Below are 24,113 nucleotides of genomic sequence, written 5' to 3' on the forward strand. Positions count from 1 at the left end.
AAGACTATTGTTTGCGAGTCATGGCTAAACATAAGCGTAAAATCGTCGCTTTGGAAGTGTTGTTGCGTAATTAGTATTACTATATAGTCGTTTTCGACGGAGGGATCGGCCCTGGCGATTTTTCGCGAGAGGCGTCCCCCGAGGTTCTATAAAAACAACAATCGGAGACCGATCCCATGAGCCAGGAACTGCGGCTTATCCGCCGCATCACGCTGAAACTGATTCCCTTCCTGATCCTGCTGTACCTGATCGCCTATGTGGATCGCTCCGCCGTCGGCTTCGCCAAGCTGCACATGGGCGCTGACATCGGCATCGGTGATGCGGCCTACGGGCTGGGCGCCGGGCTGTTTTTCATTGGCTACTTTCTTCTCGAAATCCCCAGCAACCTGATGCTCGAACGCTTCGGCGCGCGGCGCTGGTTTGCGCGGATCATGATCACCTGGGGCGCGATCACCATCGGCATGGCGTTTGTCCAGGGCCCGCACAGTTTCTACGTCATGCGCTTTCTGCTCGGCGCGGCGGAGGCGGGGTTCTTCCCCGGCGTTCTGTACTACATCACCCAATGGTTCCCGGTACGCCATCGCGGCAAGATTCTCGGCCTGTTCATCCTCTCCCAACCGATTGCGATGATGATCACCGGCCCGGTGTCCGGTGGTTTGCTCGGTATGGACGGCATCCTCGGGCTGCACGGCTGGCAGTGGCTGTTCATCGTCATCGGCACCCCGGCGATCCTGCTGACCTGGCCGGTCCTGCGCTGGCTGCCCGATGGCCCACAAAACGTGAAGTGGATGGATCAGGCCGAGAAAGACTGGCTGACCGGCGAGCTGAAAAAGGATTTGCAGGAATACGGCCAGACCCGTCACGGCAACCCGCTGCATGCACTCAAAGACAAACGGGTGTTGCTGCTGGCGCTGTTTTACCTGCCGGTGACCCTGAGCATTTATGGCCTTGGCCTGTGGCTGCCGACGCTGATCAAACAGTTTGGCGGCAGCGATCTGGTGACCGGTTTCGTCTCGTCGGTGCCCTACATCTTCGGCATCGTCGGTCTGCTGATCGTGCCACGCAGCTCCGACCGCATGAACGATCGCTACGGCCACCTGGCGGTGCTCTATGTGCTGGGTGCACTGGGCCTGTTTTTCAGCGCCTGGCTGACCCTGCCGGTGGCACAACTGGCGGCGCTGTGTCTGGTGGCGTTCGCGCTGTTTTCCTGCACGGCGGTGTTCTGGACCTTGCCGGGGCGGTTCTTTGCCGGCGCGAGTGCGGCAGCGGGGATCGCCCTGATCAACTCGGTGGGCAACCTCGGTGGTTACATCGGGCCGTTCGTGATTGGCGCGTTGAAGGAATATACCGGGAATCTGGGTTCGGGGTTGTATTTCCTCAGTGGGGTGATGGTGTTCGGTTTGATTTTGACCGGCGTGGTTTACCGCGTGCTTGAGCGCAAACACGTCCTGCCAGCCGAGCAATTCGCCGCCAGCGCACGCGGTGCCACCCGAACCTGATATCAAACGAACCATCACCGCAAACCCTGTGGGAGCTGGCTTGCCAGCGATGGCGGCGGCACATCCAACATAGCGGTATCTGACAGATTGCTATCGCTGGCAAGCCAGCTCCCACAGGGTTTTGCAGTGTTTCGAAGTTTTGTTTACAGGAGAAATTTATGCATCTGGTTCAATTCGAATTGATCAACGGCGAGCGCCGCGTCGGCGTGGTCGACAACGGGCTGATCCGCGAAGTGCAGGACGCCCGTAGCGTACGCGATCTCGCGCTGGCCGCCATCGAAGCCGGCGGCACTCTGGAGCAGCAAGTACAAACCCACGGCCTGGGCATCGGTCATGACTATGCGCAGTTGCTCAAAGACCGGCGCATCCTGCCGCCGCTGGATCATCCGGACCCGGCACACCTGCTGGTCAGCGGCACCGGCCTCACGCATCTGGGCAGCGCCTCGGCGCGGGACAAGATGCACCAGCAGGCCGGCGACGAAGCGCAAATGACCGACACCATGCGCATCTTCAAATGGGGCGTGGAGGGCGGCAAACCGGCGGCAGGGCAGGCCGGTGTGCAACCGGAATGGTTCTACAAGGGCGACGGCAGCATCGTCGTGCGTCCGGGTGAGGCATTCCCGTTGCCGCCGTTCGCCGAAGACGCTGGCGAGGAACCGGAGATGGCCGGCCTTTACGTCATTGGCCACGACGGCAAACCGTATCGCCTCGGTTTCGCCGTGGGTAACGAGTTCTCCGATCACGTCATGGAGCGCAAGAATTACCTGTACCTGGCCCACTCGAAACTGCGCAGTTGCAGCTACGGCCCGGAACTGCGCACCGGTGAACTGCCGCAACATCTGGCTGGCAGCAGTCGCATCCTGCGTAACGGCGAAGTGCTGTGGCAGAACGAATTCCTCAGCGGCGAAGCCAACATGTGCCACAGCCTCGCCAACCTTGAATACCACCATTTCAAATACCGCCAGTTCCTGCGCCCGGGCGACGTGCACATTCACTTCTTCGGCACGGCGACCCTGTCGTTCGCCGATGGCGTTCGCACCCAACCGGGCGATCAGTTTGAAATCAGCCAGGCCGAGTTCGGCGCCCCGCTGGTCAACGGCATCGCGCCAGCAGCAGCGGCCTTTCAACCGGACAGTATCGGCACCCTTTAAGGAGCTCCCATGACGCAGATTCTTGGACACAACTTCATTGGCGGACAGCGCAGCGCAGCGGGCGACGTGACACTGCACAGCGTCGACGCAACCACCGGCGAACAGCTGCCGTACGCATTCATTCAAGCGACTGAAGCCGAAGTCGATGCCGCCGCCAAAGCCGCCGCCGCAGCGTACCCGGCCTATCGCAGCCTCAGCGCCGAACGCCGCGCGCAATTTCTCGACGCGATTGCCGACGAACTGGATGCGCTGGATGATGATTTCGTCGCGCTGGTCTGCCGTGAAACCGCGCTGCCCGCCGGACGCATTCAGGGCGAGCGCGGGCGCACCAGCGGGCAGATGCGCCTGTTTGCCAAAGTCCTGCGGCGCGGTGATTTCTATGGCGCGCGAATCGATCTGCCACTGCCCGATCGTCAGCCGTTGCCGCGCCCGGACCTGCGTCAATACCGCATCGGCCTCGGCCCGGTGGCGGTGTTTGGCGCGAGCAACTTTCCGCTGGCGTTTTCTACAGCGGGCGGCGATACCGCTGCCGCGTTGGCCGCCGGTTGCCCGGTGGTGTTCAAGGCGCATTCAGGTCATATGGCTACCGCTGAACGTGTGGCCGAGGCCCTGATTCGCGCCGCCGAAAAAACCGCGATGCCGGCAGGCGTGTTCAACATGATTTACGGCGCTGGCGTTGGCGAATGGCTGGTCAAGCATCCGGCGATTCAGGCGGTTGGTTTCACCGGTTCGCTGAAGGGCGGCCGCGCACTGTGCGACATGGCCGCGGCACGGCCGCAACCGATCCCGGTGTTCGCCGAAATGTCGAGCATCAACCCGGTGATCGTTCTGCCTCAAGCCTTGGCTGAGCGCTCGGAAACCATCGCCCGCGACCTGACCGCTTCGGTGGTGCAAGGCTGCGGTCAGTTCTGTACCAACCCGGGTTTGGTCATTGGTATTCGCTCGCCGCAGTTCAGCGCCTTCGTCCAGCAAGTCGCCGGGCTGATTGGCGACCAACCGGCGCAAACCATGCTCAACGCCGGCACCCTCGGCAGCTACGGCAAGGGTCTGCAAAAGTTGCTGGCGCATTCCGGCATCGAGCATCTGGCGGGTAATCCGCAACAGGGCAATCAGGCGCAGCCACAACTGTTCAAGGCCGATGTCAGCCTGTTGATCAACGGCGATGAAGTGCTGCAGGAAGAAGTGTTCGGCCCGACCACGGTGATCGTCGAAGTGGCGGACAAGGCCGAACTCAGCGCGGCGCTGTCGGGCCTGCACGGGCAACTGACGGCGACGATGATCGGCGAGCAGGCCGACTTCGAACGCTTCCCGGAACTGACGCCGCTGCTCGAACAGAAAGTCGGACGGATTCTGCTCAATGGTTATCCAACGGGTGTGGAGGTGTGTGACTCAATGGTGCATGGCGGGCCGTATCCGGCGACTTCCGATGCGCGCGGTACCTCGGTGGGGACGCTGGCGATTGATCGGTTCCTGCGCCCGGTATGCTTTCAGAACTACCCGGATTTCTTGCTGCCCGAACCACTGAAAAACGCCAACCCGTTGCGCATTCAGCGGCTGGTAGACGGCAAGCCCTCGCGCGACGCCCTCTGACCCATCACTCTGTAGGAGCTGCCGAAGGCTGCAATCTTTTGACTTTGATTTTAAAAAACAAGATCAAAAGATTGCAGCCTTCGGCAGCTCCTACAGAGGGATCGAGGCGCTATAAGCTATCATTGGCCCTTTCCCCCCTAGAAAGACTGTTTGCCATGACTGCCCAAACCCTTCTCAACGCCCTCGAACACTGCGGCATGGTCGAAATCGATGGCTTGCACGCCTTCGAATTCGCCCTCGACGAAGACGACAACCTGCACATTGAATGCATCGACGGCCGAGAGGCCAAGCATTGGGAATTCACGCCGGCTCAGGTTGAAGCAGCAACGTTTGATGAAGACCTGCAGAGCTGGCTGATCATTGGCTACGCCAGCGACACCAAGACCACCGGCGAACACCGTCTTGTGTGTCTCGGTGATGTGCTCAGCAGCAGCGACGACGAGGATGACAATTAATGAACATGCGTAAATTCTGGCCACTGCTGATGGCCGGCAGCGTCGGTGCGATGGGCCTGTCCAGTGCCAGCGCCGAGAGCTATCAATTGCTGGTCGGTTCCTACACCGCCGGCACCAGCCAGGGCATCTATCGAATGAATTTCGACAGCGCCACCGGCCAGATCGCCGCCAAGCCGCTGCAAGTGGTGAAGAGCGAAAACCCGTCATGGCTGACCTTGTCCAAAGACCAGAAGCAGCTGTTCGTGGTCAATGAAAACGGTCCCGGCCAGAAAGACCCGGTCGGCCGCGTCAGCAGCTATTCGATCGATCCCAAGACCCACGTCCTGACGCTGATCAATCAAGTGCAGAGCCTGGGCAACGAGCCGACCCATTCGAGCCTCAGCGGCGATGCCAGCCATCTGTTCGTCAGCAACTATTCGGTGATGGAAGATCCGGGTGGCACCCTCGCGGTGTTGCCGGTCGGTGCCGATGGCAAACTCAAACCGGTGGTGCAGATGAGCGCGCACCCGGCGAGCCGGGTCAACCCCGAGCGTCAGGCCTCGAACCACGTGCACTCGACGGTGTCCTCGCCGGATGGTCGCTACGTGTTCTCCAACGACCTGGGGGCGGACAAGGTCTTCATCTACCAGTTCGACCCGAAAGCCAACCCGGAGCTGCCATTAACCCCGGCGAAAACTGCTTCGGTGAGCCTGCCGGCCGGCAGCGGCCCGCGTCACTTGCTGTTCAGCGCGGACGGCAAGCATGCCTGGCTGACCATGGAAATGAGCGCACAGGTCGCAGTGTTCGACTATCACGACGGCGTGCTGACCCAGACGCAACTGGTCGATCTGGCTGCCGGTCAGCCGACCTCGGACAAAGCCGCCGCCGCGCTACATGCCTCGGCCGATGGCAAGTTCCTCTACGTCAGCAACCGTGGTACCGCCAACCAACTGGTGGTCTTTGCGATCGATCCGGCGAGCGGCCAGCTCAAGGAACTGCAAAAACGTTCGGTGGAGGGCGATCACCCGCGCGAATTCAGCCTCGATCCAAGTGGCAAATTCCTGCTGATCGCCAACCAGAAGAGCAACGAAATTGTCGTCGTCGAGCGTGACGCCAAGACCGGTCTGCTCGGCAAAACCGTGCAGAAACTGCCGATGGACGCGCCCAGTGACCTGAAGTTTATCGTGCGACAATAAGCCACAGGCCCCGGTTTACGGGGCCTGTCTCTTTGTATTAATCGCGCTGATATCCGGTAATGCTACAAAGCATTTCAAGCGATCAACCCTCGAGCGTTAAGTTTGCTTCACGGCCCAACCGGGCAAAGCAAGCCAACCGAACACGAGGGTTACCGCCATGAACTTCAATCTCTTCTCCGTCATCGCCGCTTCCGCTATCTCCGCCACCGTTGCATTGCCAGCCAGTGCCAACGTTGAAATCGCCAGCAAAAAATCCCACACCCAGAGCTACACCCAGAAATACCTGCAACAGAGCGCCAACTTCTACGCCGCACTGGATCACAAAGCCCAACACTGAAAGTCTGATTTGGCACCACTCCCTGTAGGAGCTGCCGAAGGCTGCGATCTTTTGATCTTCAACGTCAAAAGATCGCAGCCTTCGGCAGCTCCTACACGTATGCGTGATCAAAAAATCTCCGCTCGATAGGTTATCTCCAACGCTGAGATAGAAGGCCTAAATAATCAACCAAGCTGATGTTTACTATGGCAAACCCTGAGTGGTTACCACGGCTTTTTTGATTGATCCTGACGGCACTGAAACATGCCCACGGAGCACATCATGGCCAGTTCAATCATCACCTCAGCCAAGCGCGGCGCCTACCTGGCCATCGGTCTTTACCTGGCCCTGGTGCTATTCGTCAGCATCGCCGCGCAAACCCAACACAGCGTCGACGCACCGATCGAAGTCGCACACCCCGGCATCCAGTTCGAACACCGCGCAGACGTGCTGGTTGATCGTGCTGAACTCGCAGGAGTGAGCGGCGCATGAAAGGCTACAGACTCTGGGTCATCGCCGGTCTGGCATTGATGACCAATGGCGCGGCGTTACTCGGTTTTGGTCAAGGCTCGGTCGGTGCGCTGGCGCGGGCCATAGAGGCCAATCACAGCATTGCGCACAATATCGAACGGGCCAACTCCCAAGGGTTGCTGGCCGGCAATCCGCCGATCAAGGCTGAGGTCGATTTTCTTGGGCCGTTTGAAGTGGATTGCATGGCACTGGGCATGTGCAACGCACTGGCTTAGACAACCCGATCATTGTGGTGAGGGGATTTATCCCCGATGGGTCGCGAAGCGGCCCCAGACCCGGCAAACCGGATTATTTTGATACACCAAGGTGTCTGATTTCAGGGCAGCTTCGCCGCCCATCGGGGATAAATCCCCTCGCCACAGGGATTCCCTGGGGTTATTTCTTCATGATGGAGGTGAAGAGGTTGGATTCGAGGAAGCGCTGTAGCCACGCCTGCAAGCGAACATAGGGCGTCTGCGCGAACCACTCGCGATCGACATGCGCAAACTGTCGAATGAACGGCAGCAACGCCACATCCGCCAGACTCAAGTGATCACTCAGCAAATAATCCCGACCTTCAAGCAACCCATCCAGCCGCTGCAGAAACACCGCCCCTTCGGCCCGATAAACCTCCATTGGCTGCTCGGGATAGCGCTCGGCGTATTTGTAGCGGTTCAAATGCACTTTGAACACTTGATCATTGGCTTCGATCAATTCGGCAATTCGTGAATCACCGCCGAGCAGCCAATCGTCCGGATCATGCTGCGCCAACGCCCAGCGCATGATCTCCAGGCTCTCGTCGATCACCCGGCCATCGGCCTCCAGCACCGGCACCGTGCCTTTGGGTGAGATCGCCAGCATCGCGGCCGGTTTGGCCTTGAGGCTGACTTCGACGATCTCCACCGGTACCCCCGAATAGCGCAGGGCCATTCGCGCGCGCATCGCGTAGGGGCAGCGGCGGAAGGAATACAGCGTGTTCATTTCACCTCCAGGGTGCTCAAGCCGTTGCCCTGGCGCTGCACTTGAATCTGCACCGGAATCCGTTCGTGCATTTCCTGCACGTGGGAAATCACCGCGACCTTGCGCCCCTGCGCCTGCAAGCCGTCGAGGGCATCCATGGCCAGTTGCAGCGATTCCGGATCGAGGCTGCCGAAGCCTTCGTCGATGAACAGCGATTCGATTTTCAGCGTGCTCGACGCCATCGAGGCCAGGCCCAGTGCGAGGGCCAGTGACACCAGAAAGGTCTCGCCGCCGGACAGCGAATGCACCGAGCGCAATTCATCGCCCATCTCGGTGTCCAGCACCAGCAGGCCGAGCATGCTGCCGCCGCGTTTGAGGCGATAGCGTTTGACCAGTTGACGCAACTGCACGTTGGCGTGATGCACCAGCAGGTCGAGGTTGTAGGCCTGGGCGATCTTGCGGAAGGTGTCGCCGGTGGCCGAGCCGATCAACGCATTCAGGCGCGCCCAGCGCTGGTACTCGGCATAGGCGTCGGCGATCTGCTGTGCCAGCGCCTGATTGGCGTTCTGCCGGCGCTGATCTTCAGCTTGTTCTGCGCGCAATTCGGCGCACTGTTGCTCGCTCAGATTGAACTGGTTCTGCAGCTCGGCGAGGGCGCTGGCGAGTTGCTCGGCATCGAGATTGCCGTTGTGCTGCGCCTGATGATCGGCCAAGCGCTGATCGCGCTCCTGCAGCAGCACCTTGGCCTGTTCGATGGCTTTTTCGTTGTGCTGCAAGCGCTGGCGCAGTTCACTGAGCTGTGTGTCATCGACGCGCAGCAGATCTTCCAGACCGCCGTCATCCAGTTCCGGATGACGCCCGCGCCATTCGGCAATCTTCTGCGTCAGTTCGTCGTCTTCGCTTTGCAGTACCTGCAAGCGTTCCTGCTGCGCCTTGAGTTCGGCACTGATCTGCACAAGTTGCGTACGCACGCTCTGCAGTTCCGCTGCGGTGCTGGTTTCGGCGTTGCGCGCCTGTTCCACGGCCTGTTCCAGTTGCTGCTGCCAGTGCTCGGCGCTGCTGTGTTCGCCCAGCAACTGCGCGAGTTTTTCCTGACTGGCCTGTTGCTGCTCGGCCAGGGCGCTGAACTGCTGCTCGACGCTTTGCAGCTGCTGTACGCGGCTGAGCTGGCGATCCTGTTCTTTCTCCAGCGTCTGCTGGCGCTGCTGCTGTTCGGCCAACTCTTCCTTCTGCTGCTCGACCTGCGCCAGACGCTCAGCAATCTGCCGATCCAGTTGCATGAAGGTTGCCGCCGGTTCAACGCGCAGGGCTTCGAGGGTGTCGGCCGGCAACAGGCTGGCGAACGCGCTGAGCTCTTCGTCGAGACGCTGACGGTCGCTGCTCAGTTCGCGCTGTTGATTGCTCAGGTGCTGCGCCGCTTGCTGATGTGCGGTTTCGGCGTTGCGCAGTTGCTGGGTCAGGCGCGCCGCATCCTGTTGCAGGGTGAGCAGGGCGCTCTGGCGTTGTTCGTCCTGAGTGATGCTCTGGTTCAGTTGCTCGTTCTGCCGGGTCAGCCAGGCATCGCGCTTGTCGGCGTCCTGATTGAGCAACTGAGGCGCCAGCGGATGCGCCTCCAGGCTCGGCGCCAATGCCTGCAACTGGACGGTCAATTGTTCCTGCTGTTGCAGCAGCTCTTTCTGCCGGGCGATCACGCCACCGACTTCAGCGCGCAACTCGGTGAGTTTTTCCTTGAGCTGATCCACCGCGTGCTGCGCGCTGGCCTGCTCGGATTCATCGTGCCGGCCGAGGCTTTGCAGCAGCGCTTCCGGCTGATGATACGGATGCTCGTGGCTGCCGCAGACCGGGCACGGCTGGTCGTCCTGCAACTGCGCGCGCAGCTCTTCGACACTGGCGCTGCGGGCCAGACGCTGGCGTTCGAGCAGTTCACGGGTGACATTGAGGGTTTGTTCAGCGACGGTCAGTTCGGCTTTGCTTTTCACCCCGTCCTGGGTCAGGCGCTCGCGTTCCTGCTGCGCATCGAGCAGACGCTGTTGCAGCTCGGCGCCGCGTTTTTCCAGCTCCTGCTGACTGGCCCAGAGTCGCGTCAGGTCTTCGATGGCGCGCAGTTGTTTGCGATTGTCCTGCAACAGCGTGCCGAGGATGCCGATCTGTTCGGCGACGGCATTCGGCTCGGCGCCGGCCTCCTTGAACAGCACTTCCAGTTGTTGTTTTTGCGCGGCCAGCGTCTCGGCGCTAAGCGCAGCGTTCTGTTCGAGGGACGCCAGTTCGGCCTGCCCCTTGTTCAGACGATTGCCGATCAGCATCAGCTGTTGCAGGCGATCGCGGTAGGCATTCCATGCATCGCTGAGCGGCGCCAGGCCCGCACTCTGTTCCAGCCCGGCGGCGATTTTCTGCAGGCGCTCAGCGACCTCGGCCTGTTTCGCCTGCAAGGCTTGAATCGCGCTCTGGCCTTGCGTGCAGGCTTGCTCGGCGGACTGGCGGGCCTCGGCGCTGAGGGCGGTGTCCTTGGCGAGGCGGGCAAGGGTGCTTTGCTCGTCGAAGGCCTGACGCAGCAGCGGGGCACTTTCGCTGTGCCGCTGCTGCGCTTCGCTCAGGGCGATGTTTGCCGCATTGAGCGCCTGTTCCAGTAGCGTCTGGCGCTCGTTGAGCTCGCCGTGTTGCTGGGTATGCGCGGCAATCTGTGCCGCCAGCGGCGTCAGTTGCGCATCCAGTTCAGTCTTGCGCGCGAACTGGTGGCGTTGCGGCGCGAGTTGCTCCAGGCGTGTCAGCTTCAGGCGCTCGCCAGCCAGACCTTCCCACTGCTGCTGCGCACTCTGCAGTTGTTCGGCGGCCGCTTGTTGCGCATCCTGCAACTGGCGCAAATCTTTGAGCCAGCTGTGTTGTTGCTCCAGTTGCTTGAGCTGCGCCTGCTGCAACTTCAGCTGTTGCTGGGCGGCGTTGAAGCGTTCGTCCAGCTCGGCCCGCGCCTCGGGCGTCAGCGGGGTTACGCCGGTGGCCTGATCCTGCAGCAACTTGTGTGCTTCGCGGGCCTCTTTGGTCTTGTCGAAGGCGCGGCGACCGAGGCGGGTGTAGAGCGCGGTGTCGGTGAGTTTCTCCAGCAGTTCGCTGCGGTCGTTGTCGTCGGCCTTGAGGAACGCGCTGAACTCACTCTGGGCCAGCAGCACGGCGCGGGTGAACTGTTCGAAGTTCAGGCCCAGCGCGGCTTCGAGTTGGGTCTTGTATTCGCCTTTCTGGCTGGCGAGCAGTTGATCCTGATCGATGTCGCGCAGGCTCTGGCGGCTGGCCTGCAACTTGCCGCCGGCCTTTTCCCGGGCGCGGTTGGCTTCCCAGCGCGCGCGATAACGGCGGCCATCGACGCCGACAAAATCCACTTCCGCGTAACCTTCACCGGTACCACGGCGCAGCAAGGTACGCGGGTCGCCGGTGGCGATTTCGCCGTCGGCATCCGGCACCTTGGCGTCACGGCCGGTGTTGTTCAGCCGTGGCACGGCGCCAAACAGCGCCAGGCACAAGGCGTCGAGCAAGGTACTTTTACCGGCGCCGGTGGGCCCGGTGATCGCGAACAGACCGGCACTGGCCAGCGGTTCGGCGGTGAAATCAATCTCGAACGGCCCGGCCAGCGAGGCGAGGTTCTTCAAACGAATGGCGAGAATCTTCATGGCTGCTCGCCCTCCAGTTGTACGTCCTGCAGCAGCTCGGCGAAGTCCTTCAGCGTCTGTTCATCGACCTCGTTGCCGTAGTTGTCGAGCCAGGCACGGCTGAACAATTCCTGCGGGGTGAGCTGATCCAGCTCGACCAGCGCGCTGCCGTCGTCGCTGCCCTCGGCGCCACGGTTGCCGGCGTACTCAGCGGCGATCCGCACCAGGCGCACGGCTTTGCCTTGCAAGGCGTTTTCCACCTGATGGCGCAGATCCGGCTGCGGCTCGTCGAGGGTGACGCGCACTTCCAGCCATGGCTGACGCTGGGTTTCAGCGAGCAGATCGATATTCGGCAGTTCAGCCAGTTGCAGCAGAATCTCCGCCAGCGGTGCCGGACCGATGCGTTGCAGGTTGACCGAGCGCGGGATCAGTTTCGGCTCGACGCTGACCAGGGTTTCGCCGTCGAGGGTGATGTCGAGAATCTGGTGTTGATAGCCGATCTCTGAAAACGACAGCGGAATCGGCGAGCCGCTGTAGCGAATGCGTTCTTCACCGTTGACCTTCTGCGGCTTGTGCAAATGGCCGAGGGCAACGTAACTGATGCTCGGCCCGAACAGGCTGGCGGGCAGCGCCTCGGCGTTACCGATGATCAGGCTGCGCTCGGAGTCTTCCGAGACCGAACCGCCAGCCATGTGTGCGTGGCTGATGGCAACCAGCGCCTGACCCGGCTGGCGCTTGGCATTCGCCGCTTCGATCAGCCATTCATGCACCTGTCCGATACCGCGCAGATAGTCGTCGCCCAGATGCGCACCAGTCACTTCCGCCGGACGCAGGAACGGCAGCGCCAGGCACCACGCGGCGATCTCGCCTTCAGCGTTCGGCAACGGCAGCAGCAAACGTTCGGCGTCGAGCTGACCGTCATCCAGCCACAACACCCGGCCCAGCGCATGGGTGCGCAAACGGCGCATCAACGGCGCGGGCAGCTCGATGCGCGAGCCGGAATCGTGGTTACCGGCAATCATCACGATGGTCAGCAACGGCTGCTGCTCGTGAGCACTGACTATGAAATCGTAGAGGCGTTCCTGGGCTTTGACCGGCGGGTTGACCGTGTCAAAGATGTCCCCGGCAATCAGCAGCACATCCGGCTGCGCCAGTTGCAATTGGCGCAGCAGCCATTCGAGAAAGCACGCATGCTCGAAATCGCGCTCCTGGCCATGCAGGTTTTGCCCAAGGTGCCAGTCGGAGGTGTGGAACAGACGCAAGGTGGACTCCGCTACAGAAAAAGGTGATGGCCGCGGGGGGAAATGATGGGCGGCGAAAGAGGAGGGAGTTTACTGGCAAAAGCACTCGCTGTGGTCGAGCAGTGCCCAAGTCAAGTGAAGGTCTCTGTGGCGAGGGGATTTAGCGAAACGTCGCACCGCCCCGATCGACTGCGAAGCAGTCGTAAAATCAGGCTATGTGGTGTGTCAGGCAGACTTGATTTGTAGAGTTCGGGGCTGCTTTGCAGCCCATCGGGGATAAATCCCCTCGCCACAGGGTTTCACTACCCTCTTGGGGAGGGTTACTTCGGATAAAGCGGCGGCAATCCGCTGTCACCCACCGGGTCCTGCACCCGCTCCGCCGCCGGAATAGTGCGGATTGCCCGCCACAGATCTTCGCCTTGCCAATGCTGCCCCGTCTCGCTGTACAGCGCACCATTCAGCCCATCCAGCGCATCCGACAACGGCACAAACCGCGCCGCCATGTCCGCCAGGGTCTCCGGCTGCTGCCGCGCCCAGGCATCGAGTGCCTGGCGGGTCGCTTGCGGATCATTCGCCTGGCACGCCCGTTTGATGTCATCCAGCAAGGTGCGCGGGCTCGGGCCGGTCTGGGCGGCGCGATGCACCGCCGGTTGCCAGCGCGCACGCCACCACAGGCCGAAGCCGAGCAGGGTGGTGCAGGCGAGGATCAGGGTGCTGAGCTTCCACCACCACAACACGTCGTTGTCGACGGCGTTGGCTTGCAGGGTGCCGGCCGGGGTGTCGACTTGCAGGCTCGGGTTGTTCGCCACCTGCAGGGTGCGCGCGGGCAGGCTGGTGTGTTCCAGATGATCTTCGAAGGTGTTCCACCAGACCACATCGACGGTGGGCAGCTCGATGCTGCCGCTGCGGCTGGGTACCAGCGCTTCGCGTTCTTCACGGCTGCCGATCAGGCCGCGCTCGCCGCTCTGGTTGCTCAGCACCGGTTGATCCGGGTAACGGCGCAGGCCGTTGGCTTCGGTGCCGGGCAGGGCCGGCAGCTGCGAGCTGGCCAGGCCTTCGACTTTCAGGGTCAGGCTGCGGGTCAGCGAGTCACCGACCTGAATGTGCTCAGGCTCGGGGTTCCAGCTTTCGCTCAGGCTCAGGCTGCGAGCGGGCAGCCACGGCGCATCGGCCGGATAGGTCAGCGGTTTCGGTTTGACCGTCAGGGCGATCTCGGCGGAATTGACCCGCAGCAATTTGCCTGGTTTCGGGCCTTGCGCGGTGGCGTCCTGGCTGGGCTGGGTGTCGACCAGCGTGGCGCTGAACGTTTGCGGAGCGATGAGCAGCAAACCACTGTGCTGCGGGTAGATCGCATAGCGCATCTCGATCACGCCATGGCGCACGCCGTTGATGTCTTTCTCATAGGTACGCATGTCGCCCAGTTGTTCGATCCGCGCATCGGCGATTTGCAGCGGCGTCAGGCTGCTGTCGTCGTACAGCGACACTGAATGGTAGATGCGCAGGGTCAGGATCGCCTGGGCTTGCACGTAAACGCTGGACTGATCGAGGCTGACCTCGATGAACACCGGGTTCGGGTTGTTTTTTTCTGCGCGAGTATCGCTCTCGACCACTTGCACGGTGATCGGCTGGCTCTGCACGTCACCCAGTTGCAGCGGCGGAATGACCACGCTGCCGTTCTCTTTCGGCAGCAGGGTAATGATCCAGCGCGTGGTGGCACGGTTGTCGCCATTAAGCGTGTTCAACTGGTTGACCTGACGCGTGCCGCGCACCTCGAACAACGGTTCCAGCGGGGTCAGGTCGGGTTTGCCGAACTGGGTGACATCGCTGGTTTCGAGGGTGAGCTCGACCGTCTCGCCGGAGTTCAGGCGACTGCGATCCACGCTGGCCGTCAACTCGGCCGCCTGAGCGATGGCCGTGCAGAGCAGCAGGGGCAGCAAGAGGGCGCTGAAGCGGGTCATCGAGTTTTTTCCTGATCCTGATGTTGTTGCTGTTCGTACCAGAATTTGCGTCGCAGCAGTTCGCCCGGGTCGTCCGGGATCTTGCCCAGCCATTGTTCCAGCGCCTGACGTTGCTCGCCTTCGAGGTTGTCCTCGCTCGGGCGCAGCGTCGGCACGGTGTCTGTTTCTTCCGTCTCGTCGATGCCCGGCACCTCGTTGGGGCCCGGTTGCGGCGGGGTGGTCGGCGGCGGCTCGCTGGCCGACTCGCCGGGTTGGGCCTCGCTCGGGGTCTCGTTTTTGACCGTCGGTGGCGGCGCGGTCGCTGGCGGTGGTTCATCGCCGGGCACGCTCGGCTGTGCCGGTTGCGGCTGTGGTTCGGCCGGCGGCGGGGTGTTCTTCTGCTTGAGCAGGTTTTCCACCAGGGCCTTGTTGGTCAGCGCCGGGCGCAAATCCGGTTGCAGTTCCAGCGCTTGCTCGTAGGCATCAATCGCCGCTTCCAGCTCGCCACTTTTCGCCAGCGCGTTGCCTCGATTGTAGTGGGCGCGGGCGTCGCTGCCTTCGGCGAAACGCTGAGCGGCGCCACTGTAATCGCCGGCTTCATACAACGCCAGCCCTTGCCACTGGTGATCTTCAAAGTGTTCGGCGGCCTCGGCCGGGCGCTTCTGCTTGAGCAAGTGCAAACCCTGTTGGTCAGGACGCAGCCACAGGTCTTCGAAGTCGAAAGCGTAGCTCGGCTGCGGCAAGCACAGCAGCAGCGGCAGGCAGAATAACCAGCCACGCCGTCCAGCACACGCGGCGAGCAGCAACAGCGGCAACAACAGCCAGTAACCCTGATCGGCCCAGGTGTCCAGACGCACAGTCTGACCATCGTTGCGCAGGCTGCGCGGGCCATCGAGCAGGCCGAGGGCGCGCAAGTCGGATTCGTCCAGACGCGCGCTGTGGTATTCACCGCCGACGCTGGCGAGGAACGCGCCGAGGCCCGGGCTGTCGAGCTGCGGCACGCGAATCGCGCCTTGTTCATCCTTGAGGAAACTGCCGTCCTCCTGAGCGATGGGCGCGCCTTCAGCTGTGCCGATGCCGAGCATCAATAGTTGTGCTGACTGCTCGCCGAGGGCTCGACGAATACCTTGGCGTTCTTCCTCGGTCAGCGAGGAGCCGATCAGCAGAATTCGCCCCTGACCGAGTGCGCCTTGCTTGAGCAAGGCCAGTGCCTTGCTTATGCCGAGATCAGCGCGATGGCCGCTTTCCGGCATCAGCGACGGTTTGAGCGCGTCCAGCAGATTGCGACTGGTCGCCAGGTCATCCGACAGCGGCACCAGCGTGTGCGCGCTGCCGGCGTAGACGACGATCGCGGTCTGCGCATCGCTGCGCGCCTGCAACAGGTCGAACAGCTTGCGCCGGGCCTGTTCCAGTCGCGTTGGCGGTGAGTCGGTGGCGAGCATTTCCGGGGTCAGTTCCAGAACGACGACCAGCGGGTCGGCGGGTTTCTGGCTGGTCTGTTCGACGCGTTCCCAACTGGGGCCGAGCAGGGCAACGAGGGTCAGCAGCCACGCCACGCCGAGGGCGACCCACGGCAGCTTGCTGGCGCGGCCATTGCCGCCGCTGAGCAGCGTCGAGTGGAACGCCGGCGGCAGAATCATCTGCCAGCGTCCGGCGCGTTTCTGCCGGTGCCAGAGTTGCCAGATCAGCCAGCCGAGCAGCGGCAGGAGCAGCAGCCACCAGGGGCGGAACCAGTGCGGCCAGAGCGCGATCATCGGCGCCTCCGCAAACGCAGGCGCTTGAGACGCTCACGCCAGTCAGGCAACGGACTTTGCAGATACAGCTCCTTGGTAAACAGGCGTTGCAGGGGGTTGTCCGGCCACAATTCGCGGGCGACCAGCAACAGACTCAGCAGCAGGGCAAAGGCCAGCGGCCACTGATACAAGGCTTGCGCCGGGCGCGCCTGGGTCGGTTGCTGGGTCACCGGTTCAAGTTGATCGAGGGTGTCCCGGATCGCTTGCAGCTCTTTGCCGTCGCGGGCGCGGAAGTATTGGCCGCCGGTGGCTGCGGCAATCGCCTTGAGCGCCGGCTCGTCGAGGTCCAGGCTCGGATTGACCCCGAGCAGACCGGTGCTGCCACTGTCTTGCGGGTCGGCACCAATGCCGATCGGATAGATTTTTACCCCTTCGCTGGCCGCCAGTTTTGCGGCGGTCAGCGGATCGATTTCGCCACCGTTGTTGGCGCCGTCGGTGACCAGAATCAACACTCGGCTTTGCGCCGGACGCAGGCGCAGACGCTTGAGCGCCAGACCGATTGCGTCGCCGATGGCGGTGTTCTTGCCGGCAATGCCGATGCGGGCTTCATCAAGCCACACGCGCACGGTGTGGCGGTCAAACGTCAGCGGTGCCTGCAGATACGCCTGACTGCCGAACAGGATCAGACCGACGCGGTCGCCATCGCGGCTTTCGAGGAAATCCCCGAGCAGATGCTGAACCAGCGACAAGCGACTGACGTCTTCGTCCTGCCACTGCATGTCGGGAAAATCCATCGAACCGGACACGTCCACCGCCACCAGCAGATCACGGCCGCTGGCGGCAATCGGCAATGGTTCGCCGAGCCATTGCGGGCGGGCGGCGGCGCTCAGCAATAATAGCCACAGCAACAGAAACGGCGCCTGCTGGCGCCACGCCGGCAGGTTGGCGCGGGCCCGGCGACGGGCGAGGCCTTCGAGGTCCGAGAGAAAACTGACGCGCAACGCCGGCTCGCCGCTGTCGGCCACCGGCAACACCAGACGCATCAGCCACGGCAGCGGCAGCAGCACGAAGATCCACGGCCAGGCGAACTCAAACATGCTTGCGAATCCAGGTGTCGACGGCTTGGGTCAGGCCGGCGATGGCTTTGTCGTCGAGTTTGCATTCCGGTTTGTAGGCGCCTTCGACCAGCACCATCCAGCGCGTCAGACCGGCCGCCGGGCAGCGGTTGTCGAGGAACGCCAGCCATTTGCGGCCATTGAGGGTGTGGCTCTGGCTGTAAGGGTAGTGGTTGCGGCACAGGCGTTTGAGCAGGCCGTTGAGCTGCTGCAGCCAGGCCCCGGCCGGTGCGCCGTCGTAGGGTTTGGGCATTTGTGCCAGTTCGGCCAGCGCGGCGATGCGCACCGGATCGAGCGGCTGTTCGGCGCGTACGATCGGGCGTTTCTTGACCGGAATGAACCGGCGCAAACGCCACGCCGCGAACCCGAGCAGCGGCAGCAATAACAGCAGCAGCCACCAGCCCGGCGCTGGCGGCCAAAAGTCGATCGGCGGTGGCGAAATCAGCGGTTGCAGTTGCTCGAGGCCGTTCATCGACTGCTCCCCGGGCGCTGCGGATTGAGGAACTCGCGCATCTGCTCGACCATTTCGCTTTGCGTGCTCAACGGCATCAGCAGCACCCGCAGTTTTTGCGCGAGCAATTCCCAGCGGGCGATACGGGCCTCGGCCTGGGCGCGATAGGTTTGACGCAGCTCGAAATTGAGGGTGTCGAGTTCCAGTTGCGCGCCCCTTTCCGCGAATCTGAGCAGCCCGGCGGCGGGCAGGGCGTGGTCCAGTGGATCGGACAGCGGCAGCATCAGCAGGTCGCAATGGCGCGCCAGCAGGCTCAGTTGCTGCTCGGCGCTGTCGGTCAGCGCGCGCTCGTCACAGATGACGATCACCAGACTGCCCGGGCGCAACACTTCGCGCGCCCGGCGCAGCGCCACGCCGAGGGCGTCGCGGTCCGGCTCGCGTTCGCTGTGCAGCGACTGATTGACCTTGACCAGGCGATTGAGCAGTTGCAGCAGGCTCTGCTTGCTGCGGCGCGGTTTGATTTCGTAATGCTCGTTGTCGCCGAACACCAGTCCGCCGACTCGATCATTGTGGCCCAGCGCCGCCCAGCCGATCAGCGCCGCCGCTTGCGCCGCCAGCACTGACTTGAACATCAGCCCGGAGCCGAAAAACAGCCGCGTGCTTTGCTCGACCATGATGAAAATCGGTCGTTCGCGCTCTTCGTGGAACAGCTTGGTGTGCGGCTCCTGGGTGCGCGCGGTCACGCGCCAGTCGATGGTGCGCACGTCGTCGCCGGCCTGATAGACCCGCACCTGATCGAAGTCGACCCCGCGACCACGGAATTTCGAGTGATGCAGGCCGATCAGCGGGCTGCGCTGACTCGGCGTGGAAAACAACTGCACTTCACGCACACGGTGACGCATCTCGATCAGGTCGGTGAGGCTGATGCGGATGCCCGGTTCGGACGGCAGGGGGGCGTTCATGGGGGTCAAGCGACGGCTACGACGTCGAGAATCCGCTGCACCACCCGATCCTGATCGATGCCGGCGGCTTCGGCTTCAAACGACAGAATGATGCGGTGACGCAACACGTCGAACAGCACCGCCTGAATGTCTTCCGGGCTGACGAAATCGCGACCCGCCAGCCAGGCGTGAGCCCGGGCGCAACGGTCGAGGGCAATAGAGCCGCGCGGGCTGGCGCCGTAGGCGATCCACTCGGCCATTTCCGGGTCGAACTTGGCCGGGGTGCGCGTGGCCATGACCAGTTGCACCAGGTATTCCTCCACGGCGTCGGCCATGTACAGACCGAGGATTTCCTTGCGCGCAGCGAAGATCGCTTGTTGGCTGACCCGGCGTTCAGGCTTGGTTTCGCCATTGAGCGCTTCACCACGGGCCTGCTGCAGGATCCGGCGTTCGACGGCGGCGTCCGGGAAACCGATCTTGACGTGCATCAGGAAGCGGTCGAGCTGGGCTTCCGGCAGCGGGTAGGTGCCTTCCTGCTCGATCGGGTTTTGCGTGGCCATCACCAGAAACAGTGGCGACAGCTCGTAAGTGCTGCGCCCGACGCTGACCTGACGCTCGGCCATGGCTTCGAGCAGCGCCGATTGCACCTTGGCCGGGGCCCGGTTGATTTCGTCCGCCAATACCAGGTTGTGGAAGATCGGCCCTTGCTGGAACACGAAACTGCCGGTTTCCGGGCGATATATCTCGGTGCCGGTGATGTCGGCCGGCAGCAGATCGGGAGTGAACTGGATGCGATGGAACTGGGCTTCGATGCCCTCGGCGAGTTCTTTGATCGCTTTGGTCTTGGCCAGACCCGGAGCGCCCTCGACCAGCATGTGGCCGTCGGCGAGCAGGGCGATGAGCAAACGCTCGATGAGTTTTTCCTGGCCGAGAATCTGCGTTGAAAGAAAGGTTCGCAGCGCCAGCAGCGCTTCACGATGTTCCATCGGTGACTGTTCCTGGAAAGGGTGGCCGCAGGCGTTCGGATAACGCCGGGGCTGGGGGCGTTACTTTAATCCATCGAGGGGGGTGGCGACTAACGGCATTTTGCGCAAAGTGCGGGAAATGACCGGGGGATTTGTTGGAATTTTGTAGCAGGGGAGTGGTGAGGTGGCAGTTCTGGCCCCATCGCTGGCAAGCCAGCTCCCACAGGTATCAGCGGTGCGAATGCGATTTATGCAACACATCGCTCTCTGTGGGAGCTGGCTTGCCGGCGAAGAGGCCGGCTCAGGCACCCTTAAATCTGGCTGATATAGGTCCCGGTGCCATCCAGAATATTCTTCAGGGTTTGCTCAACCTCATCCAGATCCACCATGGCCGGATTGAAAGTGATCTCCAGCACATCATCGCCATTCAGCGCATCGGCATCCGCCGACGCGATCTCGATCTTCAGCAGCGTCTTGCCCAGGGTGACTTTCACCCCGTCGAGGGTCGAAGGCTCGCCATCCAGGGTGATCTCCAGCTCGTCCTCGTCCGGATAGCGGCTCATCAGAAACATCTCGCCCTTGTCGCTATGGCAGCAGAGCATGGCCATGTTGTCTTCTTCGTCGTCGCATGGGTTGACGATCAGTAGGGCGGTGGTCATTTGCATGGGGAGTTCCTGGCCAACGGGCGCTGTGTGCAATCGAAAGCGCGATTTTGCCAGCCTTCGCACATTCGCGCTGCTCTCTTGTGTAGACAAAGGCTGTTGGGGCTCGATTCTGTCTTATTGATATTCGCAATAGTGGTTCGCATAAAACTTGTCGAAATCAATGAAGAAGGGGAAATCCGACAGTTGAATCCTGGACAGTGGGCTGAAATTTCCGAGGACGCCGCAGGAGGCGTTACCTGTTTGAATTCGGTAGCTGTTTTCCGCTTTTTCGCTTGTTTTATCGACACGATTGTCATTATTTTGCCGTTCAAACGCAAAGGAGTGCGTCAATACAAACTGAAAAAAAGGACCTCTTTCAATGCATCCGTATTTCGAACGCGCAGAGGAAATCGCTCACCTTTCTGACGCTCAGGTCGAGCAGATTTATCAACGGTATCTGGACGGCGAAAAAAGCGCCGCGCTCCTGGTCGAGTATCAGATCCCTGTCACTGTTCGCAGCTTGCTCAAGGTGTTGCCGCCGATTGTCAGTCAAGACCTGAAATGCCCTTATTGTGATTTACCCATGTGGGTACGTCGGCACGCCCGGGGCACTTCGGTCTCGCAGCGGCATCCTTACAAGTGCGTACGGTGCGAGCACCGATACTCTGAATTCGCCCGCCATGGCCGGCGCATGGCCTGTACTTGCCAGGCGTGCTGGCAGGTTCATCAGCAACACTTGGCGGCGCAGGCCGAGCGTGACCGACGGGAACTTGAATCGCACTTCGGCATACCGAGGCTCGCGGTGCCATATGGGGCCCTTGGGTTTGTGCAGAAACTGACATTGTTGGCCTTGCTGGACGATGGCAACGTCAGCCATCCCGAATGGATCGCTCCGTTGAACGCGTCTTCCCGAAGCGAACGTCTGGCACCGAGCGTCGAGGCAAGTGAGGAAAGATTGAAGAGTCTGCACGAGGCCGGCGTGGTAACGGTCGCGACGAGCTCTGATATCAGGGCCTTTGATCGCACTGAGGGTTGCAGTATCAGTGACTATTCTGCAGTGCGCTGGCAGCCCAATGTGGCACTCGGCGGGGTTGCGCGCTGTAATCGGGAAAGCCTTTACCTGGCGCTCTATCAGGAATTGTCCGGCGACATTCAGGTCGCCTGGAAGAGCGAACTCTACGGGCTGATCTTCGATTTGGCCCGAGAAGAATCGCTTCAATACATCCGCGTACTGGCCAATGAAGTCAGTTTTTCGTTCACGGCCGAGGCGCGTGCTGAAACAGTTGTGGGGCAACTCCTGCAGGATTTTTCTGTAAGCCAGCTCTATTACTTTGCCCGTCTGGCAGTAAAAAACGCTGCGCATTTCTACGCCACCGGCAATTCCAAAGGTCGCAATCATGCGTCCAACACCATCCCGCGCAACATGCTCGGGACCGCTCAGGATGCCCTGACTCGGAACTGGCGCAAAAACGCACACCGCGATTCGCGGGTACCGCAATCGGCGCTGCATCGGCTGTTGTACGACGTAGTGCTCAAGGACAGCGGAGCCGGCTTTTCCAAGTCGCCGGGAATGTATTGGCGCGATGAACTGGTGCCGCAGTTCTTTTCCGCTACAGCTTTTGACAGCGACCTGCTCGGTCATTTGAGGCTGTTCTGCCGAGAGTGTGACTCCAGCAATATCGATGCCAGCATGGATAAACTGGTCCTGAAAACCATGTGTTACGACTGTGCCACGGTGAGCAAATTCAAAGCGTTCGAGGAGCTGCCCGACTGATGTTGATGGGGGGCTGTAAACAGCTCAGGAAAAAGGGAAGGCGTAGCGCTCAATAAGAGTGGCGGCGTTCCCTTTTTTCCTTCCAGTTCTTGATCAGCAAGTACGGAAAGTAAAAAAAGATTCGATGGATCAGAAATGGGATGACAAAGAAAAGTATCAACATGCCTGAAGAGAATATCGAGTAAAACAATATGTTTTGTCCAAACAGGTTTCCATATTTTCCGGTGCCTTTTCCAAGATCTGTTTCGGTTAAATAAAAAGCTAATATAAAAAATATAATCATAAAGGCTGTAAGGAATATTCCGGTGATGAGTCGAGTTAAAATCCTGTTTTTGTACTGGGTCGGGTCAATCTTCATTGTTTTGTAAATTTTGTAGAATAGAATTGGTGCAAATATTGGCCCGACAACCGCTACATAGTTTGCAGTTGCTTTGGAGCTGAGGGGGAATAAGGAAGACCAGAATCCGCTCAAGCCGAAAAGCTGGTTGTCCAGGAAGTCGTTGATGGCAAAATCCAGGCTGCTTTGCGGGAGTGCGGGAAGAAGAAGGTTTATAAAAAAGATCGGCGCGCAGAAAAGGGAAATCAATAATGGAGGTACAGTCAGTTCAGGCGGGTTTTAATTCATCTTGGTGTTCTCCAGTAGGCTGGCGGTGTTGTCTGTTTAACAGAGCCAGCCGGAAGGCTGGCCCGTTACAGATGTTTGCTATCCTTTTGAGGAAGCGCTATTGAACTGATCAAGGATCAGTGTATTTATTTTTTCCACGTTATCAGCGCTCAAAAAGGCTGCTGCCAAGGCAATCAATAAGCCGACTACCACGATACCGGGTACGGTAGTAACCAGTGCCGGGAAAAAGTAGGCGGCGGTCACTGCCAGTAGTGCGCCTGCCCCCATACCAGCCGCAATACTCTCAAGCTCCAGCATCAACGGTTTCCAATTGCCTTCCTGGAAACCAATCGCAGTTTTCCCGATCACCGAGTGCACCTGCACAATTTTTCCGGTTACGCCAAATCCTTTGGCGAGCCGATTGACACTGTCCGTGTAGGTCGCCTTGTCCAGAGCGTTCAGTGTGTCGACAACCGCACGGGTATCCTGCGGGCTGAGCCTTGCATTCGGGTTGGTGCGCACTTTTTCGAAGGTCTGCATGGCTTCGGTGTAGCTTCGGATCTTCTTGCCTGAAATGTCCTTTTGAAGATCCATCACGACCTGATGCAGGTTCGCGCCGTATTTCTCCAGAATGTATTTATTGGCGTCGGCAACGAACGCCACGGCGCGCTTGTGCTCGTCGATCTGCCTGGCTTCCTCTGCTGCCGCGAGCCTCGCGTTTTCCTCGGCGATTCGTTGGGCTTCGGCAAGGGCTGCGAGGCGCGCCTGCTCCTGCGCTTGCCTGCGTGCTTCTTCTATCCGGCGCGCGGCTTCGGCAGCCTGTTGCAAGGCCAGGGCCTCGGCTTGTCGGCGGTTTGTTTCGGCGTATAACTGTGTTTGCCGGGATTGCAGGCTTGCAATCTGATCGGTGAGGATCATGGCGTTGTAAGTTGCTTCCAGCTTTGCATAAAGTTTTGCAGTCTTTACAGTTTTCAATTGTTGTTGGAGTTCGGCGTTTTTCTGAAATAACAGTTCGTTGACGATGTTTGTTGCCCGGGATAACCATGAGTCCGGCGTAATGGCCGTCAGAGGCGGATAGCTGCTTTCTTTGATGTTCAGTTCGGATTGAAGGTTGGCTTCAAGATTTTGCTTGCGTGTGTTGTAGTCATTTTGTAGTGCAAGGGTGAACCCATGCATCGGATTTCCCAAGGGATAGTTCCTGCGGATGTCGCCTCTTATCGTGTTTGGGTTTAAATTGATTATTTCCCACGTGCCATCGGCATAGGTGATTATCCCGGGAAGTTCCAGTTGTGACATGTGCAAGTTCCTTGTGCATTTAATGCCCGATCCTTCGGGCGGAGAATGTTTTTACATTGATAGCATTGCGTTGAAATTCAAACAATTCAGGTTGTAAGAATATGTTCTGAAGTTTCTG

At 60.6% G+C, this 24,113-nt stretch carries 21 protein-coding genes; 9 read left to right on the forward strand and 12 right to left on the reverse strand.

Annotation, left to right across the window (positions count from 1 at the left end):
- The first annotated feature begins 176 nt into the window (after window positions 1-176).
- From AC193Q_RS04375 to AC193Q_RS04410, 8 genes are all read left to right on the forward strand, one after another.
- On the forward strand, window positions 177-1,499 hold the full coding sequence (locus tag AC193Q_RS04375; RefSeq protein WP_095666800.1) for an MFS transporter: 1,323 nt from the start codon (window positions 177-179) through the stop codon (window positions 1,497-1,499).
- 158 nt (window positions 1,500-1,657) lie between these two features.
- Entirely contained in the window at window positions 1,658-2,650 is a 993-nt protein-coding gene (araD1, locus tag AC193Q_RS04380) for an AraD1 family protein (RefSeq protein WP_121185031.1), read from the forward strand.
- Between the two features lie 9 nt (window positions 2,651-2,659).
- A complete protein-coding gene (locus AC193Q_RS04385; RefSeq protein WP_483879190.1) occupies window positions 2,660-4,240 on the forward strand; it encodes an aldehyde dehydrogenase (NADP(+)) in 1,581 nt (526 codons plus the stop codon).
- Window positions 4,241-4,395: 155 nt separating this feature from the next.
- Window positions 4,396-4,695, forward strand: a complete 300-nt coding sequence (locus tag AC193Q_RS04390) for a DUF5629 family protein (protein ID WP_041062501.1) — start codon at window positions 4,396-4,398, stop codon at window positions 4,693-4,695.
- Window positions 4,695-5,870 carry a lactonase family protein gene (locus tag AC193Q_RS04395; protein ID WP_131670257.1) on the forward strand — a complete coding sequence of 392 codons (1,176 nt, stop codon included), beginning with the start codon at window positions 4,695-4,697 and terminating at the stop codon, window positions 5,868-5,870. The genes AC193Q_RS04390 and AC193Q_RS04395 overlap by 1 nt, the downstream gene beginning before the upstream one ends.
- Window positions 5,871-6,027: 157 nt before the next feature.
- Window positions 6,028-6,207 carry a hypothetical protein gene (locus AC193Q_RS04400; protein ID WP_041062495.1) on the forward strand — a complete coding sequence of 60 codons (180 nt, stop codon included), beginning with the start codon at window positions 6,028-6,030 and terminating at the stop codon, window positions 6,205-6,207.
- A gap of 261 nt (window positions 6,208-6,468) precedes the next feature.
- Window positions 6,469-6,678 carry a hypothetical protein gene (locus AC193Q_RS04405; protein ID WP_047293899.1) on the forward strand — a complete coding sequence of 70 codons (210 nt, stop codon included), beginning with the start codon at window positions 6,469-6,471 and terminating at the stop codon, window positions 6,676-6,678.
- On the forward strand, window positions 6,675-6,932 hold the full coding sequence (locus AC193Q_RS04410) for a hypothetical protein (RefSeq protein WP_047598405.1): 258 nt from the start codon (window positions 6,675-6,677) through the stop codon (window positions 6,930-6,932). Before AC193Q_RS04405 ends, AC193Q_RS04410 begins: the two co-directional genes overlap by 4 nt.
- A 160-nt stretch (window positions 6,933-7,092) precedes the next feature.
- Here the strand turns inward: AC193Q_RS04410 and AC193Q_RS04415 are convergent, their stop codons facing one another.
- From AC193Q_RS04415 to AC193Q_RS04460, 10 genes are all read right to left on the reverse strand, one after another.
- Entirely contained in the window at window positions 7,093-7,677 is a 585-nt protein-coding gene (locus tag AC193Q_RS04415) for a glutathione S-transferase (protein WP_483879191.1), read from the reverse strand.
- On the reverse strand, window positions 7,674-11,315 hold the full coding sequence (locus tag AC193Q_RS04420) for an AAA family ATPase (protein ID WP_483879192.1): 3,642 nt from the start codon (window positions 11,313-11,315) through the stop codon (window positions 7,674-7,676). The genes AC193Q_RS04415 and AC193Q_RS04420 overlap by 4 nt, the downstream gene beginning before the upstream one ends.
- On the reverse strand, window positions 11,312-12,556 hold the full coding sequence (locus tag AC193Q_RS04425) for an exonuclease SbcCD subunit D C-terminal domain-containing protein (RefSeq protein ID WP_483879193.1): 1,245 nt from the start codon (window positions 12,554-12,556) through the stop codon (window positions 11,312-11,314). Before AC193Q_RS04425 ends, AC193Q_RS04420 begins: the two co-directional genes overlap by 4 nt.
- A gap of 299 nt (window positions 12,557-12,855) precedes the next feature.
- On the reverse strand, window positions 12,856-14,493 hold the full coding sequence (locus AC193Q_RS04430) for a BatD family protein (RefSeq protein ID WP_483879194.1): 1,638 nt from the start codon (window positions 14,491-14,493) through the stop codon (window positions 12,856-12,858).
- Entirely contained in the window at window positions 14,490-16,226 is a 1,737-nt protein-coding gene (locus AC193Q_RS04435) for a tetratricopeptide repeat protein (protein ID WP_483879195.1), read from the reverse strand. Before AC193Q_RS04435 ends, AC193Q_RS04430 begins: the two co-directional genes overlap by 4 nt.
- Entirely contained in the window at window positions 16,223-17,302 is a 1,080-nt protein-coding gene (locus AC193Q_RS04440) for a vWA domain-containing protein (protein ID WP_483879196.1), read from the reverse strand. Before AC193Q_RS04440 ends, AC193Q_RS04435 begins: the two co-directional genes overlap by 4 nt.
- Complete coding sequence (locus AC193Q_RS04445; RefSeq protein WP_047293910.1) at window positions 17,295-17,792, reverse strand: DUF4381 domain-containing protein; 498 nt, start codon at window positions 17,790-17,792, stop codon at window positions 17,295-17,297. The genes AC193Q_RS04440 and AC193Q_RS04445 overlap by 8 nt, the downstream gene beginning before the upstream one ends.
- Window positions 17,789-18,733: a DUF58 domain-containing protein gene (locus tag AC193Q_RS04450; RefSeq protein ID WP_047293911.1), complete on the reverse strand. Its 945-nt coding sequence runs from the start codon at window positions 18,731-18,733 to the stop codon at window positions 17,789-17,791. Before AC193Q_RS04450 ends, AC193Q_RS04445 begins: the two co-directional genes overlap by 4 nt.
- Before the next feature lie 5 nt (window positions 18,734-18,738).
- A complete protein-coding gene (locus AC193Q_RS04455) occupies window positions 18,739-19,698 on the reverse strand; it encodes an AAA family ATPase (RefSeq protein ID WP_003218556.1) in 960 nt (319 codons plus the stop codon).
- Between the two features lie 290 nt (window positions 19,699-19,988).
- Window positions 19,989-20,342, reverse strand: coding sequence for a hypothetical protein (locus tag AC193Q_RS04460; protein ID WP_483879197.1), 354 nt, complete (start codon window positions 20,340-20,342; stop codon window positions 19,989-19,991).
- Window positions 20,343-20,700: 358 nt separating this feature from the next.
- Here AC193Q_RS04460 and AC193Q_RS04465 point away from each other — a divergent pair, with 358 nt between their 5' ends.
- On the forward strand, window positions 20,701-22,095 hold the full coding sequence (locus AC193Q_RS04465) for a hypothetical protein (RefSeq protein WP_483879198.1): 1,395 nt from the start codon (window positions 20,701-20,703) through the stop codon (window positions 22,093-22,095).
- Window positions 22,096-22,144: 49 nt separating this feature from the next.
- Here the strand turns inward: AC193Q_RS04465 and cui are convergent, their stop codons facing one another.
- Both cui and AC193Q_RS04475 read right to left on the reverse strand, forming a co-directional pair.
- Window positions 22,145-22,681 (reverse strand): colicin immunity protein Cui, encoded by a 537-nt coding sequence (gene cui, locus AC193Q_RS04470; protein ID WP_483879199.1) that lies wholly within the window; start codon window positions 22,679-22,681, stop codon window positions 22,145-22,147.
- 117 nt (window positions 22,682-22,798) lie between these two features.
- Window positions 22,799-23,995, reverse strand: coding sequence for a colicin-like pore-forming protein (locus tag AC193Q_RS04475; protein WP_483879200.1), 1,197 nt, complete (start codon window positions 23,993-23,995; stop codon window positions 22,799-22,801).
- Window positions 23,996-24,113: the final 118 nt, after the last annotated feature.

The sequence above is a fragment of the Pseudomonas sp. F2 genome, from assembly GCF_057174385.1.